Source organism: Mycobacterium sp. NGS40 (assembly GCF_059812735.1).
On sequence record NZ_JCALDG010000008.1, the window covers coordinates 189,173 to 206,075 of the forward strand.

Genomic DNA, 16,903 nt, shown 5'->3' on the forward strand with positions numbered 1-16,903 from the left:
CTAGCGTCCTCGCTTCCGCCGCTGTGCGGCTTGTTGGCGCGCCGCCGCGCGCTGCTGTGCCCGGTCGCGAACAGCACCTTCTTGCTGGTGTGCTTGCGCGTCACCGGTAAGCCCAAGCTGGCGGAGCAGCTCGGCCGTGAGATCGTTGAGCGTCGCGCCCTGCAGCAGTAGCGCCACCGGCGGCTCCGCGCCGAAATCCGCCCGCGCGGAATTGCGGATGCGCACGGCCATCAGCGAATCCATCCCCAATTCGACCAGCGGCAGGTCCGCGTCGACGGCCGATCGTTCCGCGTAGCCCATCACCGCGGCGATGCGTGCGTGCAGCCGGTCGGCGATCGCGGCTTTCGCTTCGGCGGGATCCAAACCGTGCAGCGCCTCGGGTCCGGCCCAGTTGCCGCCGTCGCCCGCGGCCTCGAGTTCGGCCACCACGCTGGTGAAGTAGCCGAGGTTGCGAATCTCGGGGAAGGCGATCAGCGCCCGGTCGGGACGCAACCGTGCGACGCCGGTGTGGCCGCGACCGGTGGCCAGCAACGGCTCCAGGGCCGCGGCACCCTCGGCCGGGGTGATCGGATCCAGCGGCCCGCCGGTCAGCGTGCGGGCCAGTCCGACCTCGGCCCACGGTCCCCAGTTGATCACCGCCGCAGGCAAACCCGAGGCCCGCCGCCAGTCGACCAGGGCGTCCAGCCAGGCGCTCGCGCAGGCGTACGAGGCCTGTCCCGGACCGCCCAGCAGGGACGAGGTGGAGGAAAAGCCGAGCCACCAGTCCAATTCGCACCCGAGGGTGGCCTCATGCATCCGCGCGGCGCCGATCACCTTGGGCGCCCATACGCGCTCCACGCTGTCCTTGGTCATGGAGAACACCAGGCTGTCGTCGAGTACCGCGGCGGCGTGCAGGACGCCGCGCAGTGTCGATTCCCCGGCGGACGCCACCAATTTCTCTGCCACGCCGTCGACGGCGAGATCGCCCAGGACGACCGCGATCTCGGCCTTGCGTTCCAATTCGGCCAGCACCGCCCGCTGTTCGTCGGACGGTTCGCTGCGACCGTTGAGAACGATGCGGCCGGCGCCGCGCTCGGCCAGCCAGTGCGCGAACACCAACCCGAGACCGCCCAGGCCGCCGGTGATGATGTAGGACGCCCCGGCGCGCACCACCTCGCCACCGGCGGGCTCGTCGAGCGTCGCCCGGGATAGCCGCTCGACGTACCGCTGGTCGCCGCGCCAGGCGATCACGTCGTCGATCGAGCCGGACACCGCGGACTCCAGTTCGGCGTTCAGCACGGTGTCCGGATCGCGGGTGAGGTCGAGATCGACCAGCGTGGTTCGCAATTCGGGGTGTTCGTAAGCCAGCACGCGCACCAGGCCCTTGAGCGCCCCGATCCCCGGCTGGCCGGCTTGCGCACCGATGGGCAGGCCGCCGCCGGAGATTAGCCAGAGCCGGGGCGGCCGGCCGTGCCAGCCGCCGATGATCGCGCGCACGACGGTCGAGACCGCCCAGACCGCTTCGCGGGACTGTGCGATGCCGTCGCGGTTCACGCTCGGGTTGTCCGCGATGAATACGACCACACCGACGGGCGGGTGTTCGGGGTCGGCCGCGGTGTCGGCGAACGCGGCGAGCACGGCGGACTCGTCGTGCAGGTCGGCGGTGACGACGCGGTGCGCCGGTGACCGCCATCCGGCGACGAACTGGTCGGCCCGGGTGGTCGTCCCATCGGTGAGCACCAGCCAGCTGCCGGGGACGTCCGACGGCCCGGCGCTGACCGGGCGGGGCTCCCACGAGGTATCGAAGACCTTCTGCGACAAGGGAAGCGGCACGCTACGGCGTTCCACCCGTCGCACGTAGATGTCGTTGATCTCCGCGGTGACGGTCCCGGCGTCATCGGTCAAGACGATTCTGCCGAGCTTTCCCGCCCCGCCCTCGTCCAGACCGGACAGCTGCGCCCGGCAGTGAGCTCGCCGGCCGGGGTTGCCGTACACCCGCACCGACTCGAAGGACACCGGGAGATAGCTCGCCTCGGCGGATCCGGCGAGTTCGTCATCGGGGATCGCGGCGGCCAAACTCTGCAGAGCCGCGTCCAGCATGACCGGGTGGAGCCGAAAGTCCGGGTGCCACGGCGACTCGTCAGGAAGAACGATGTCGGTTTCGACCGCACCACCGGGCAGCCGGCGGATCGCCGTCAAGGCGGCGAAAGCGGGACCGTGGAATTGACCGGCCCGCCGCAGCGCGGCGTACACATCGGCGGGGTTGATCGCCGTCTCGCCGCTGCCGCCGGCGGTTGCCGGCTGTTCGAGAGGGGTTTGGGGCGTGCGTACTTCGGCCCTGGCCGTCGCGTGCCGGGTCCAGTCGTTACCCGCTGAGCGGGAATAGATTTCGATCCGGATCTTGTCGTCGGCGCCCCGCATCAACTGGGTGGTCAACTGGGTGTGGTCGTTCAGGGTGAGCATCTGCTCGACTTCGAGCTGGTTGAGCGACACGGCGTCGGCCGGCACGCCCAACGCCTCACTGGCTGCGGCCAAGGCGATTTCGGTGAACCCCGCGCCGGGCATGGTCGCCTGTCCGAACACCTTGTGGTCGGCAAGCCAGGGCGACACCTCGGTGCCGACATCGGCCTGCCAGACGTGGTCTTTACTGGACGGAACCTCGATGTGCACACCGAGCAGTGGATGACTGGCAACGGAATTCGACACCGCGGACCGGTCGGCGATCCAATATTGCGTGTGCTCCCACGGTGTGACCGGGAGGTCGGCCAGCCGGCCGTCGGCACTGTTCGTCGCCGCGTTCGCGTTGCCGGCGGACTGCGCGGCGAGCTGCGCGTGGAAGGTGACAGTGTCGTCGGTGTCACGCTGCAGGGTGCCGAGGGTGTGCGCGTTGGCCTCACCCAGGGTGTCGTTGATCGAGTGAGTAAGCAACGGGTGGGGGCTGATCTCGATGAAGGTGTGGTGGTCGGCACCCGCGGCGCTGACGGCTTGGTGGAACCGCACCGGGTTGCGCAGGTTTGCCGCCCAGTAGTCGGCGTCCAGCGCCGGGGCGGGACCCTCCAGCACCGTGGTGATCATCGGGATGGTCGGCGGCTTGGGGGCCAGATCGCTTAATGCCGAACGCAATTGCGGCAATATCGGGTCGATGATCGGGTGATGGGAGGCCACGTCGACCTCGATGCGCCGGGCCAGCAGGTTCCGGGCGGTCACCGCCGCGATGACCGCATCCACCTGGTCGGGTGGGCCCGCGATCACCGACTGGCTCGGCGAAGCGTGGACGGCGAGGGTGACGTCCGGGTACTCGCTGATCAGTGCCTCGACCGCGAGGGCGTCGAGTTCGAGCAGGGCCATCGCGCCCTGGCCGGACAACTGCGCCATCAGTTTTGAGCGGGTGGCGATCACCCGCAGCCCTTCGGCGGCGGTGAGCGCCCCGGACACCACGGCCGCCGACACCTCGCCCATCGAGTGTCCGATCACCGCGTCGGGTTCGACGCCGTAGTGGCGCCACAGTGCGGTCAGCGCCAGCTGGATGCCCACCAGCAGTGGCTGGATCTTGTCGATGCCGGTGACCGGGCTGCCGTCGGCCAGCGTCTGCTGCAACGAAAAGCCGGTCTGGGCAACGAATTCAGGCTCCAGCTCGGCGACGGCGGCGGCGAAGGCCGGTTCGTCGGCCAGCAGCCGGCGGCCCATGCCGGCCCACTGCGCGCCCTGGCCGGAGTAGAGGAACACGGTGCCGGATCCTGAGCCTGCCTCGCGTGCCGCCCCCACACCGGGCGCCGGCGTGCCGGTGGCCAACGCCCGCAGTCCCGTCACCGCCGCGGCGTGATCACGCGCCACGACGGTGCCCACCCAACTGTGCCGGGCACGGCGATGATTCACGGTGTGCGCGACGTCGGCCAGAGGGACCGCGGCGCCGGGACCGGCGATCCAGTCGGCCAGGGTCGCGGCCGACGACGCCAGTCGCTGCGGTGTCTTGCCCGACACCACCAACGTGGACACCACCGGCTGGGCCGCGGGTGGCGGGGACGCAGCGGGCGGCTGCTCGACGACCACGTGTGCGTTGGTGCCGCTCAGCCCGAACGACGACACCGCCGCCCGGCGGATGCCGTCGGTGGGCCACGCGGTGCCCTCGGTCGGCACGAACAGCCGCGTTCCCGACGGGTCGATCGCGGGGTTCCACCGGTTGAAGTGCAGGTTGCGCGGAATATATCCGCGGTTCACCGCGAGGATCGCCTTGATGAATCCGGTGACGCCGGCCGAGGCTTCCAGGTGACCGATGTTGGTCTTGACCGAGCCCAGCGCGCAGCGGCCCTGGCCGCCGCCATAAGTGGCGGCCAGCGCCTCGAATTCAATCGGGTCACCCAAAATCGTTCCGGTGCCGTGGGTTTCGACGTAGTTCACGGTGTCGGCGGTGGCGTCGGCCATCTTCAGCGCGGTGCTGATCACGTCGCGTTGTGCGGCGGCGTTCGGCGCGGTCATGCCGTTGGACCGGCCATCGGAGTTGATCGCCGAACCGCGGACGACACCCAACACCCGATCACCGTCGCGAACCGCGTCGGCCAACCGCTTGAGCACCACCACGCCGCAGCCCTCGCCGCGCACGAACCCGTCGGCGAGCGCGTCGAAGGTCTTGCACCGGCCGGTCGGCGACAGGGCCGACCACTTGGACAACGCGATGCTGGTGAACGGCGACAGGGACAGATGCACCCCACCGGCGAGTGCGACGTCGCTTTCCCGTAGCCGAAGGTTCTGGCAGGCCAGGTGGATGGCCACCAGCGACGACGAGCACGCCGTGTCGACGGCCACCGCCGGACCGCGCAACCCGAGCAGGTACGAGATGCGGCCCACCGCGGCACTGTGCGGGTTTCCGGTGCTCATGTAGGCGTCGATCTCGGTGTTGCGCTCGAGGTTGAGGATCGTGTAATCCCACGCCGACACACCCATGATCGCGGCGGTCTGGCTGCCGCTCAACGAATCCGGGGCCAGCCCGGCGTGTTCGAGGGCTTCCCAGGCGACCTCGAGCAGGATCCGCTGCTGCGGGTCCATCGCGACGGCTTCGCGCGGGGTGATGCCGAAGAAGTCGGCGTCGAATCCGGCGACGTCGTCGAGGAAGCCGCCCCACTTGGTCGTCATGCGTCCCGGCGCCTGCGGATCGGGATCGTAGAACGCGTCCCCGTTCCACCGGTCGGCCGGCACCTCGCCGACGGCGTCGCGACCGTCCATCAGCAGCTGCCAAAAGCTCTCGGGCCCAGTCACATTCCCGGGCAACCGGCAGCCGATCCCGACGACCGCTATCGGCTCGGCGATGTCGGTCGGAAATGCCGTGCCGGCCCGAACAAGCTCACGCGCGAGCACCTCGCGCGCCTTGGGGGACATCTGTGCCGCGCGTTCGGCAAGACTCGTCATTACTCACTGCCCCCCGTGGCTGTTTCGAGCTCGCTTGCCGCAACGAGGTCGGACAACAATTCCATTTCCTCATCGGATAGCTCGGTCTCGGCGTCGGCCTCCGGTTCGGCAGCGGCCACCGTGTCATAACCCAGGCGTTCGCACATCGCACCGGCGAGATCGTGGATCGTCGGGTACGCCCAGACCAGGGCGGCCGGCAACGTGGTGCCAAGGCTCGCCTCCAGCCTGTTGCGCAGTTCGAGGGCCATCAGCGAGTCGAGACCGAGCGACTCCATCGGCCGGTCATGTGCGATCGGCTCGGTGGAGCGCAGCACCGCCCGGATCTGGTCGGCGATCGCGGCCGCCAGCCGATCCGGGCGCTCGGCGGGGTCGCTGGCATCCAATTCGGCGCGGATCGCGCCACCGCCGTGCCGCTGCGCCTTGGCCGAGTCGTGCAACGTCGCGAACAAGGACGAACCACCCGCGACCGGGAAGGATTGGAACCACTGCCTCGTGTCGAGGTGGATGACCCCGGTGCGGGCGCGGTCGGCCGTCAACAGCCGCTGCATGGCCGCCAGCCCTTCTTCGACCGTGATCAGCGAGACGCCGAGATCGGCGAAGAACTGGGCGCGGCCGACGTCGGCCCATGGGCCCCAGTTGATTCCGACAGCGGGCAGCCCGCGCGAGCGTCGATAGGCGACCAGTCCGTCGACCCACGAGTTGGCGGCGGCGTAGCTGCCCTGGCCGGGCGTGCCCAGCAGCGAGGACGCCGACGAGAAGGTGAGCCACCAATCCACGTCCAGCCCGGCGGTGGCCTGATGCAGCCGCCATCCGCCGGTGACCTTGGGGGAGAACACGCGGCGCGCGGCCGAGTCCGAGATGTTCAGCACGATCTCGTCGTCGAGGACCATGGCACTGTGCAGGACTCCGGCCACCCGCAAGCCGGCGTCGTGGACCGCTTGTACCAGCCGGTCGGCCGTGCCCGGTTCGGCGATATCGCCGGTGACGACTTCGATCCGGGTGCCCCCGGCGCCGAGTTCCGCGATCGCCGCCGTCACGTCCGGTCCGGGTGCCGAACGACCGTTCAGCACAATCAATCCCGCGCCGTGGCGCGCCAGCCACTGGGCCACGACGAAACCGAGACCGCCCATGCCGCCCACGATGATGTAGCCGCCGTCGGGGCTGACCAGTTGCCGTGGGGTTGCCGCGATCGCGTCGATGCTGCCGGAGGCCGGTACGGTGACGGCGATCTTGCCGGTGTGCCGTCCGGATGCCATCAACGCGAAGGCGTCGCCCGCGTTTTCGAGGGCGAACGCGGTGACGGGAAGGACCTGCAGGGTGCCGTCCGCGACGTGCCGCAGGATTTCGGTGAGCATCGCGCGGTAGCGCGCCGGCTGCAGCTTGAGATTGAGGTCCAGGTCCACCACGGAGAACGACGCGCTCTTGGTCAGCGCCGCCAAGCCCAGGGTGGCGTTGGCGTAGACGTCCTTCTTGCCCAGTTCGATGAACCGGCCGCCGGGTGCCAGGATCTGCACCCCGCGCTGAATCGCTTCGTCGGGAAGCGAGTTGAGGATGACGTCCACGCCGTAGCCGTCGGTGATCTCGAGGATCTCGTCGGCGAAATCGGACGTGCGCGAATTGCCGACGTATTCGACGCCGCGCGCGGCGAGCATGTCACGCTTGGCGTCCGAGCCGGCCGTGGTGTAGATGCGGGCGCCGATCATCTTCGCGATCGCCATCGCCGCCACGCCGACACCGCCGGTGGCCGAATGGATCAGTACCCGTTCGCCCGGGGCCAGCCGCCCGACCTCGACCAACGAGTGCCAGGCGGTCAGATACGCGATCCCGAACGCGGCCGCCTCGGCATCCGGCAGCGTGTCCGGAATCGGGGTGCACAGCTCGGCGAGCGTGGTCATGTGCGAGCCGAAAGTGCCTGGGCCGATGGCGATCACGCGCTGCCCGACTTGCACGGAGTCGACATCGCTGCCGACGGCGGTGACGACGCCGGCGCACTCGCCGCCGATGACGGGAGCGGCGCCGTCGAGGGTGGGGTAGATGCCCATCGCCTTGAGCACGTCGCTGAAGTTGAGGCCCGCCGCGGCGATGCGGACCTCCACCTCGTCGGGCTTCGGCGAAATGCGCTGCACCGCATGCAGTCTGAGGGCATCCAGGCGTCCGGGCTCGTCGATCTGCAGCCGCACCGCGCCACCGGTGTCCAGGTTCACTTTCGCGTGCCGGGTTTCGCCGACCAGCTCACCGGAGGCCGTGGTGGGGGCCGGCAGCAGCCGGTTCAGGTAGCGATGCCCGTCGCGCAGCGCGACCTCGTCGGCGTCGGAGCCGGCCAGCAGCTCCTGGGCCAGCGCGGCCGCCGAGCCGGCACCGTCCGGGTCGACGTCGACGATCGTGGTCTTCAGCTCCGGATGCTCGAAAGTCAGCACCCGCGCGATGCCGCGCAGCTCCGTCTGAGCCAGCGTGACCGGTTCACCCGGGCCGACTTGCTGTGCGCCGCGGGTGACGATCCACAGTCGCGGGCTGTTGCGGGCGCCCATGCGGGTCACGGTCTTGGCGATGTCGGCGATCAGCAGGGTGCGCGCCAGCGCCAGGTCCAGTTGTGCCGTCTGCGGCAGCGATTCGTCGGCGGCGTGCGGCGGGCACAGGACGACGATGCCGTCCCAGGGCTTTCGGGTGATCGCCGCGCGCAGCTCGGCGGTATCGGTCGGGGACACCACGTCGACTTCGGCGGCGCCGTCGCTCAGCGACGACCGCAGCGCGGCCAGCAGCGGATCGCCGGCGGTGGCGTCGCCGATCAGCAACAATCCGCCGAGGCTGGCGGCCGCTTTGTCCAGCGGTGCGGGCTCCCACTCCAATGCCAGCAAGTGATCGTTGAGATGTGCTGCGCCGCTTGCCGACCCGAGTACCGCCATTTCCACTTCGTCGATGACGAGCAGTGGCCGTCCGTTGGCGTCGGTCAGCTCAACATGGCCGAGCAGCCGGTCCGGGCTGTCGGTGGCGGCAAGTGAGCCGGTCGAACACACACCGTCGGAGACGTCGCCGTACACGTGGATGCCCGCGAAACGGATTGGCAGCACCAGGGTTTGCCTTGTGTTCTGCCCTCCGGCCAGGTCGGTCGCGGCCCGGGTGGCGCCGAGGGCTTGCACCGCGATGTCCATCATGACCGGATGCAGCAGGAAGTTGCGGGCACCGGCCTTGGCCGACGAGGGCAGCCGCACCTGCGCGCGAGCCGCACCCGAGGCCGCCACGGCCAGCCCGGTGATCCCGCGAAACGCCGGTCCGTGTTGTTGCCCGGCGGCACGTAACCGGTCGTACAGCTCATCCGGGTTGATCTCGGCCGCAACATCATTGGCAGCAACGGTCGGACCGGCCGGCCGGTCCACGGTCTCGCGCGCCACGGTGGCGCTGGCATGCTTGATCCATCCCGACGATGCGCTGCGGGTGCGCATTTCGATCTGGCACGTCTGCTCGCTGCCGGTGAGCGTCGTGACCAGCACCGTGTCGTCGGTCACCTGCAGCATCTGGTGCAGGCTCAGCTCGCGGATCATCCACGGCCGGTCGTCCGACTCCGACGCGAATGCATCCGTCGCCGCTGCCAGCGCGACATCGGCGTAGGCGGCGCCCGGCAGCACGCACAGATCGTCGATCACGTGATCGCCGAGCCACAACAACTCGGGGTTGAGCTCGCATTCCCAGACCCGGGTGCCGTTGGTGGGATCAGTGACGCCAAAACCCAGCAGCGGGTGGGTGTTCGGCGCGTGGTGCGCGGTGGCGCTGGGAGTGATCCAGTGATGGCCGTGCAGCCAGGGGGTGGTCGGCAGCACGATCTGTCGTCCGGTCGAAGTATCCGGTCGGCGGACGGTGTTGAGGTTGGTGTGGAAGGTCAGCGTGTCGTGCGTATCGCGCTGCAGGGTACCGATGCTGACGAAGCCGGGACTCTCGCGCGCGGTCAGCGTTTCGCCGATGGCGTGGGTGAGCAGGGGGTGTCCGCTGATTTCGATGAACGTGTGATGGGCCGCGCCGGCGGAACTGATCGCCTGCTGAAAGCGCACCGGGTTGCGCATATTGGTGGCCCAGTGCTCGGCGTCGAATGTCACTGGGCGACCCAGGTTTTCGTAGGTCGTCGAGATGATCGGAATGCTCGGTGTCTGCGGTCGCAGACCGGCCAGCTCGGCGCGCATCGCCGGCTGCAGCGCGTCCATCGCCGGGTTGTGCGGGGCCACTTCGATGTTGACCTTGCCGGCGAACTGACCCTGCGCGCGCACCTTGGCGATCAACTCGTCGATCTGCCCGGGGGGCCCCGAGATGACCGTCTGGCGCGGCGAGGCGTAGATCCCGAGGGTGACCTGCGGATAATCCGTGATCAGCCGCTCGGTGGCGGTGGCGTCGAGTTCGAGCATGGCCATCGTGCCCTGCCCCGACAGCGGGGCCATCAGCCGCGACCTGGTCGCCGTCACTCGAAGACCTTCGGCGGGTGTCAGGGCACCGGCCACCACCGCGGCCGCCACCTCTCCCATCGAGTGGCCGATCACCAGATCCGGCGTGACTCCGTAGAAGCGCCACAGCGCGGTCAGCGCCAGCTGCGCCCCGATCAGACCGAGCTGGATCTGCTCGATGCCGATCAGTTCCTTGCCGCCGGCGATCACGTCGTGCAGCGAAAACCCGGCCTCCGCAACGAAAACCGGCTCGAGTTCGGTCAGTGCCGCGGCGAACGCGGGCTCGTCGGCCAGCAGCCGGCGCCCCATTCCGGCCCATTGCGATCCGCGGCCGGAATAGACGAACACGGTGCCCGGCCCGGTGGATGTCTCGGGGCACCCGACCACACCCGGGCCTGGTTCACCGGCGGCCAGTGCGCGCAATCCCGCCACCGCCTGGTCGCGGTCGACGGCGGCCACTGTCGCGAACTTGGGGTGCCGGGCCCGGTGGTGGTTGAGGGTGTGCGCCACGTCGGCCAGCGGCACGTCGGCCCCCGGGCCGTCCATCCAGTCGGCGAGCACCGAGGCCGTCGCCGCCACGCGTTGCGCCGACTTGCCGGACAGCACCAGCGTCGACACCGCCGGCGGCGGGTCCTGCGGCGCGAGCGCCGAAGACGGTGCCTGCTCGATCACCACGTGCGCGTTCGTCCCGCTCACACCGAACGACGACACCCCGGCCCGGCGCGGCTGCTCGGTCGAGGGCCATGCCATGTCCTCGGTGGCGATCTTCAGCCGCGAAACACCTTGGCTCGCATGCGGAGTGAGCTCGGTGAAGTTCAGGTTCTGCGGGATGCGGCCATGTTCGACCGCCAGCACGGTCTTGATGAACCCGGCGATCCCGGCCGCGGCTTCCAGGTGGCCGAGGTTGGTCTTCACGGCGCCGAGCACCAGCGGCGCACGGCCCTCGCGGTCACCGAAAACCGTGCTCAGCGAATCGAGTTCGATCGGGTCGCCCAACGGGGTGCCGGTGCCGTGCGCCTCGATGTAGTCGATGTCGGCCGGTGTCAGCCTGGCCACTTTCAGCGCCTGGCGAAGCAGAGCCTGCTGGGCCGGGCCGTTGGGCACCGTGACCCCGCTGCTGGCGCCGTCGGAGTTGACCGCCGAACCACGTATCACGGCCAGGATGCGGTTGCCGTCTTGCTGCGCGTCGGACAGTCGCTTGAGCACCACCACGCCGGCGCCCTCGCTGCGCACATAGCCGTTCGCGCCGGCGTCGAAGGTCTTGCACTGGCCTTCGGGCGACAGCATTCCCCAGCGCGAGCACGCGATGCTGGCCACCGGGCTCAGCAGCAGGTTGGTCCCGCCGGCCAGCGCCGTGTCGCTTTCCCGCCAGCGCAGGCTTTGGCAGGCCAAGTGGATGGTGACCAGCGACGAGGAGCATGCGGTGTCCAGCACCACCGCCGGACCCCGGGCGCCGAGCAGGTAGGCGGTGCGCCCCGCGGCGAAGTTCGCGGAGTTTCCGGTCAACAGGTAAGCGTCCAACTCGTCGGGTCGCACCGCGCCCGACATCTTCAGCATGTAGTCGTAGGCGGTGACGCCGACGAACACCCCGGTCTGGGTGCCCTGCAGCGTGTGCGGCGGAATCCCGGCGTCCTCCAACGCCTCCCACGCGACCTCGAGGAACAACCGCTGTTGCGGGTCCATCGCGGCGGCCTCGCGCGGCGGGATGGCGAAGAACTCCGCGTCGAATTCGTCGGGCTGCCAGCCGGACAGGAAGCCGCCCTGTCGGTTGCAGATCGTGCCCGGGACGGTGTGATCCTCGTTGTACAGGGCGTCGGCATCCCACCGCTCGGGCGGAACTTCGACGATGCCACTTCGCCGCTCGCACAACAGGTCCCAGAACTGTTCGGGGCTGTCGATGCCTCCGGGCAGCCGGCAGGCCATGCCGACGACGGCAATCGGTTCGGTGCTCGCCTGTTCGGCGATGGCCAGCCGCGCGGTCAGATCATCGATTTTGTGCAGCGCCTCGGTGATGATCGCCCGGCGGTCCGGTGTGGCGGCGGTCATCGAGAGCCTCGTAGCCTTTCCGAAAGTTCTGCCAGCAACTCGTCCTCGTCGAGCTCGTCGTAGGCATCGGCGACGGCTTCGGTTTCGGTGTCGAGCTCGGGGAGCGCGGTGGCCAGATAGTCGGTCAGGCTGTAGACGGTCGGGTAGTCGAAGACCACGGAGACCGGCAGCGCCTCGCCGAGATCGTCGGACAGTGCGCGGCGCAGCATCGCGCTCATCAGCGAGTCCATGCCGAGCTGGAAGAACCCGGTGGACGGATCGAGCGTCTCGGTAGGCGGCAGTCCCATCGCCTTGGCAGCCAGCATGCCGACCCGATCGAACAGCATCGTGTGGCGGCGTCCCGGCTCGCATGCGCGCAGCGAAATGCGGAACTCGCTTTCGCCCATGGCCGTCTCACCGGGCGCCGGCAGCAGGTCGTCGACGATGTGCAGCGCTCCGCGAGCCCGGTACGCGTCGGCCAGCAACGGCCAATCAGCTTGCACCACAACGGAGTGCACGCCAGCGGCGGGGCTCATCAGGTACGGCAGCGCGCCGATCGCAACCTCGTCGTCCATGGGCAGCAACCCGGATCCCACACTGACCTGACTGGCCTCGTCGGTGTCGGCCAACGACTTCCACAGTCCCCAGTTGACGGTGGTCGCCGGCAATCCCATCACGCGACGGCCGTATGCCAGCGCGTCCAGGTACCCGCTGGTGGCGGCGTAGTGACCAAGCCAGCGCGAACCGGTCAGCCCGGAGATCGAGGAGAACAAGACGAAGTGGCGCAGCGACGTTGTCGTCAGCGACAGCCGATGCAGCAGCGCGGCGGCGTCCAGCTTGGGGGCGAACATCGCCCGCACGTCGTCGTCGGTCATCTCGCTGAGCGACACGGGCTGGCCGGCGAAGGCCGCCAAGTAGATTCCCTGCAGCGGCGGCAGGTCCGCACCGAACCGGGCGAACAGCTCGCTCATCGCGGATTCGTCGGTGGCGTCGGCGGCCACGGTGACCAGGTTGGTGCCTTCTGCGGCGAGGGTTTCGGTCAGCGCCTGTAGGCGCAACCCGGGGTTGCGGGACACCGCGACGATGGTTTTGGCGCCCATCGCCGAGAGTTGGCGGATCAGGTGCGGACCGATGTTTCCGGTCGCCCCGACGACCAGCTGACTGCCGTCGGCGTCCAACGTGACCGGCGATTCCGTCGGCAGCGTCCGCCGATGCAGCCGGGCCACGTGGCGGGCGCCGCGCCGGTAAACGACCTGGTCCTCGCCGTCGGTGCTGCCTACTTCCCCGAGTAGCTGCCTGGCCACCACCGCGGCCGGCACGGAAGCATCGAAATCGACTATGCCACCCCAGATTTCGGGGTGCTCGAGAGCGAGGGTGCGACCAAGGCCCCACAGCAGTCCGTGCGTAGGGTTGGCGCGATCACCGTCGAAGACGGGTTGGGCGTTGCGGGTGACCAGGAACAACTTCTCCGATGAGTCGCCGGCCGCCAGCACCGCGACGAGCCGGCGCACCTGGTCGAACAGCTCATAGGCCAACCCGACATCGAACGAATCGTCGGCTACCGCCGGTGCATACAGCACGTAGTCGACTTCGCCGAGGGCTTCGGCCAATTCCACCGGGTCGGCGTCGGCGGCCACCGTTTCGGCATTCAATTGAGTCGCCAGCGCGGGATCGCCGATCACCAGCCATCGCCCGGCGCCGGCGGCCGCGAGCTCGGCATCGGCCAATGGAATCGCCGGCCACGCCAGCCGGTACGAGCAGTCGCCGAGCGGGCCCGCCGCAATGGCTGCAGAACCGTTGCAGCCCAACGTTTCCGGCGTTTTCCAGGCAATGGGGGTGGTGTCGATCCAGTGCCGGGTGTGGTGCCACGGAGTGGTGGGGATCTGGATGTGCGGCTCCGGCGGATGTGGCGTCTGGGGGGGATGCGTGCCGCGCACGGTGTTGAGGCTGGTGCGGAAGCTGATGGTGTCGTCGGTGTTGCGTTGCAAGCTGCCGACACTGACGTATTTGCTTCCGTGCTGCGCGCTGTGCAGCGTTTCGCTGATCGCCTGGGGCAGCAACGGGTGCCCGCTGATTTCGATGAAGGTGTGATGGGGTCCACCGGCCGGGCTTCCGGCATGAGCGATGGCCTGTTGGAAGTGCACCGGGTTACGCATGTTGGTGGCCCAGTGCTCGGCGTCGAAGGCCGGACGAATGCCGAGGTCTGCGTACGTGGTGGAGATGATCGGAATCGTCGGCGGCTGCGGCGCCAGGTCGGCCAGCTCCGCGCGCATCGCCGGCTGCAGCGCATCCATCGCCGGATTGTGCGGCGCCACTTCGATATTGACCCGGCTCGCGAAGCGGTTCTGACCCCGCAGCCGGGTGATCAGCTCGTCGATCTGCTCGGTGGGCCCGGAGATCACACTCTGGCTCGGCGAGTTGTAGATCCCGAGCGTCACCTGCGGGTACTCGAGGATCAATGCCTCGGTGGCGGCGGCATCGAGTCCCAGCAGCGCCATCGTGCCCTGCCCCGACAACGGGGCCATCAGCCGCGAGCGCGTCGCGGTCACCCGCAGTCCTTCGGCGGGGGTGAGCACCCCGGCCACCACCGCGGCGGCGACCTCACCCATCGAATGACCGATCACCAGGTCGGGTTCCACGCCGTAGGAGCGCCACAGCGCGGTCAACGTCAGCTGCATGCCGATCAGGCCGAGCTGAATCTGTTCGATACCGACGAGTTCCTTGCCACCCGCCAGCACGTCGTGCAGCGAGAACCCGGCCTGGCCGGCGAACACCGGCTCGAGCTCGGCGACGGCCGCGGCGAAAGCGGGCTCGTCGGCCAGCAGTTGGCGGCCCATGCCGGCCCACTGCGATCCGCGGCCCGAGTACACGAACACCGTGCCCGGTCGCGGCTCGTCGCTGTCCTGCGGGCCCACCACTCCGGGTGCCTGCCGGCCCGCGGCCAGGGCGCGCAACCCGGCCACCGCCTGGGCGCGGTCGCGGGCTACCACGGTGCCGAACCTGGAGTGCCGGGCCCGGTGATGGTTGAGCGTGTGAGCCACGTCGGCCAGGGCGACGTCGGCCCCGGCGCCTTCCATCCACTCGGCCAGCGCCGACGCCGTCGCGGCGACTCGTCGCGGCGTCTTACCCGCGACGACGAGGGTCGAGATGTTCGGATCAGACCTGGGCGCCGCCGGGGGCGCCACCTCTTGGCCCTGCTCGAGCACCACGTGCGCGTTGGTGCCGCCGAATCCGAAGGACGACACCCCGGCCCGGCGCGGATGCGCTGTCTGCGGCCAATCCATTTGCGTGTCAACGACCTTCATGCGCAGGTCGGTGAACGGGATGTGCGGGTTGGGGCTTTCGAAGCGCTGGTTCGGCGGAATCTGGCCGCGCTGCAACGCCAAGACCGCCTTGATGAAGCCCGCGATCCCGGCCGCGGCCTCGGTGTGACCGATATTCGTCTTCACCGCGCCGATCAGCAGGGGCGAGTCCTGCGATCGCCCGCGACCGAGCACCGTGCCCAGCGCCCGTGCCTCGATCGGATCTCCCAATAGTGTTCCGGTACCGTGGGTTTCGACATAGTCGACCTCGTTCGGCTGCATGCCGGCATTGGCGTAGGCGGCGCGCAGCACCGCCATCTGGGCCGCGGGGTTGGGGGCCATCAGCCCGTTGGAGCGGCCATCCTGATTGACGGCCGAGCCGCAGATCACGGCGAGCACCCGGTCGCCGTCGCGCTGTGCGTCCGTCAGCCGCTTGAGCACGACCACCCCGGCGCCTTCGCCGCGCACGAACCCGTCGGCCGCGGCGTCGAACGCGCGGCACTTTCCGGTCGGCGACAGCGCGCCGGCCTGATCGAAACCGCGAAATACGGTGGGGGTCAACAACACGTTCACCCCGGCCGCGATGGCCAGGTGGGAATCCTGAGTGCGCAGACTCTGGCAGGCCAGGTGGATGGCCACCAGCGACGACGAGCAGGCGGTGTCGACCGACACCGACGGGCCGCGCAGGTCGAGGAAATACGAGAGTCGGTTGGCGATGATGCTCATCGCGCCGCCGGTGTTGTTCCACGCGTCGACTTGAGGCAGATCGCCCAACGTGATGGCACCGTATTCGCTCGAGCACGCTCCGGCGAATACTCCGGTCTGCGTTCGGCTCAGCGAGGTCGGGGAGATGCCGGCGTGCTCGAGGGCCTCCCAGGCGACCTCCAGCAGCAGTCGCTGCTGAGGATCCATCTTGTTCGCTTCGTGCGCGGTGATCTCGAAGAACTCCGCGTCGAAGGCGTCGATGTCGGGCAGGAAGGACCCCCACCGGGTGGTGCGGGCCAGCGCCGCCGTCACCTCGGGTGAGCCGTTGTCGAACGGCCGCCAGCGCTGCGGCGGGACCTCGGAGATCGTGCAGCCGCGGTTGCAGAGCAACTCCCACAAGGCGTCCGGCCCACTGATGTCGCCGGGGAAGCGGCATCCCATCCCGATGACGGCGATCGGCTCGTCGAGCGAGTTGGGAGCCGGGCGTTTCAGCGCGGCATCCGCATCGGCGTCGGGCACGGGCGCGGTCAAGTGCGCGGCCAGCGCGTTGATCGTGGGGTGCTCCCAGAAGTCGACGGGCGAGACTTTGCGGCCCAGCAACTCCGACAACTCACCGGACAGCACAACCACCTCGCGCGAGCTCACGCCATGGTCTGCCAGCGACAGTTCGGGGTCGACCTCGTCGGGTGTGCGACCGATGTTCGTCACCAGATAGTCGACCAGCCAGTGGCGGAGGTCGGCTTCGCCGCGGATGCTGGACGTCACGCCGCCACACCCGGGTGTATCGAACCGAGTTGGCGCAGCAAAGCGTCGATGGAAGTGTCGGTCACCGGTGTCGCTTCACCTTCCAGGTCGCTGCAAGTCCTATCTGCACGCACCCTGCATGGCGTCCCGTCCAGCAGCTTTCGCGGCCCCCTCACGGGGCGCCCCCGGTGACACGGCAGCTGCTGGCGGAAACGTCGGCGCGCAAGAGTTGGACGGCCACGGCGCGACGATCGTCCACCCCGACCATCCGTCTCTTTAAGCAAGGTAAGCAATCTTTCATGGGGAAGTGTGAGAATG

General features: G+C 69.1%; 3 protein-coding genes. All 3 read right to left on the bottom strand.

From position 1 onward, the window contains the following. From AC5Y5O_RS14760 to AC5Y5O_RS14770, 3 genes are read right to left on the bottom strand one after another with little or no spacing between them, the layout of a single operon-like run. Positions 1 to 5,382: a type I polyketide synthase gene (locus tag AC5Y5O_RS14760; protein ID WP_096286032.1), complete on the bottom strand. Its 5,382-nt coding sequence runs from the start codon at positions 5,380 to 5,382 to the stop codon at positions 1 to 3. Next, complete coding sequence (locus AC5Y5O_RS14765; protein WP_500025633.1) at positions 5,382 to 11,855, bottom strand: type I polyketide synthase; 6,474 nt, start codon at positions 11,853 to 11,855, stop codon at positions 5,382 to 5,384. The genes AC5Y5O_RS14760 and AC5Y5O_RS14765 overlap by 1 nt, the downstream gene beginning before the upstream one ends. Continuing rightward, positions 11,852 to 16,606, bottom strand: a complete 4,755-nt coding sequence (locus tag AC5Y5O_RS14770; RefSeq protein ID WP_500025634.1) for an SDR family NAD(P)-dependent oxidoreductase — start codon at positions 16,604 to 16,606, stop codon at positions 11,852 to 11,854. The genes AC5Y5O_RS14765 and AC5Y5O_RS14770 overlap by 4 nt, the downstream gene beginning before the upstream one ends. Between the last annotated feature and the right edge of the window lie 297 nt (positions 16,607 to 16,903).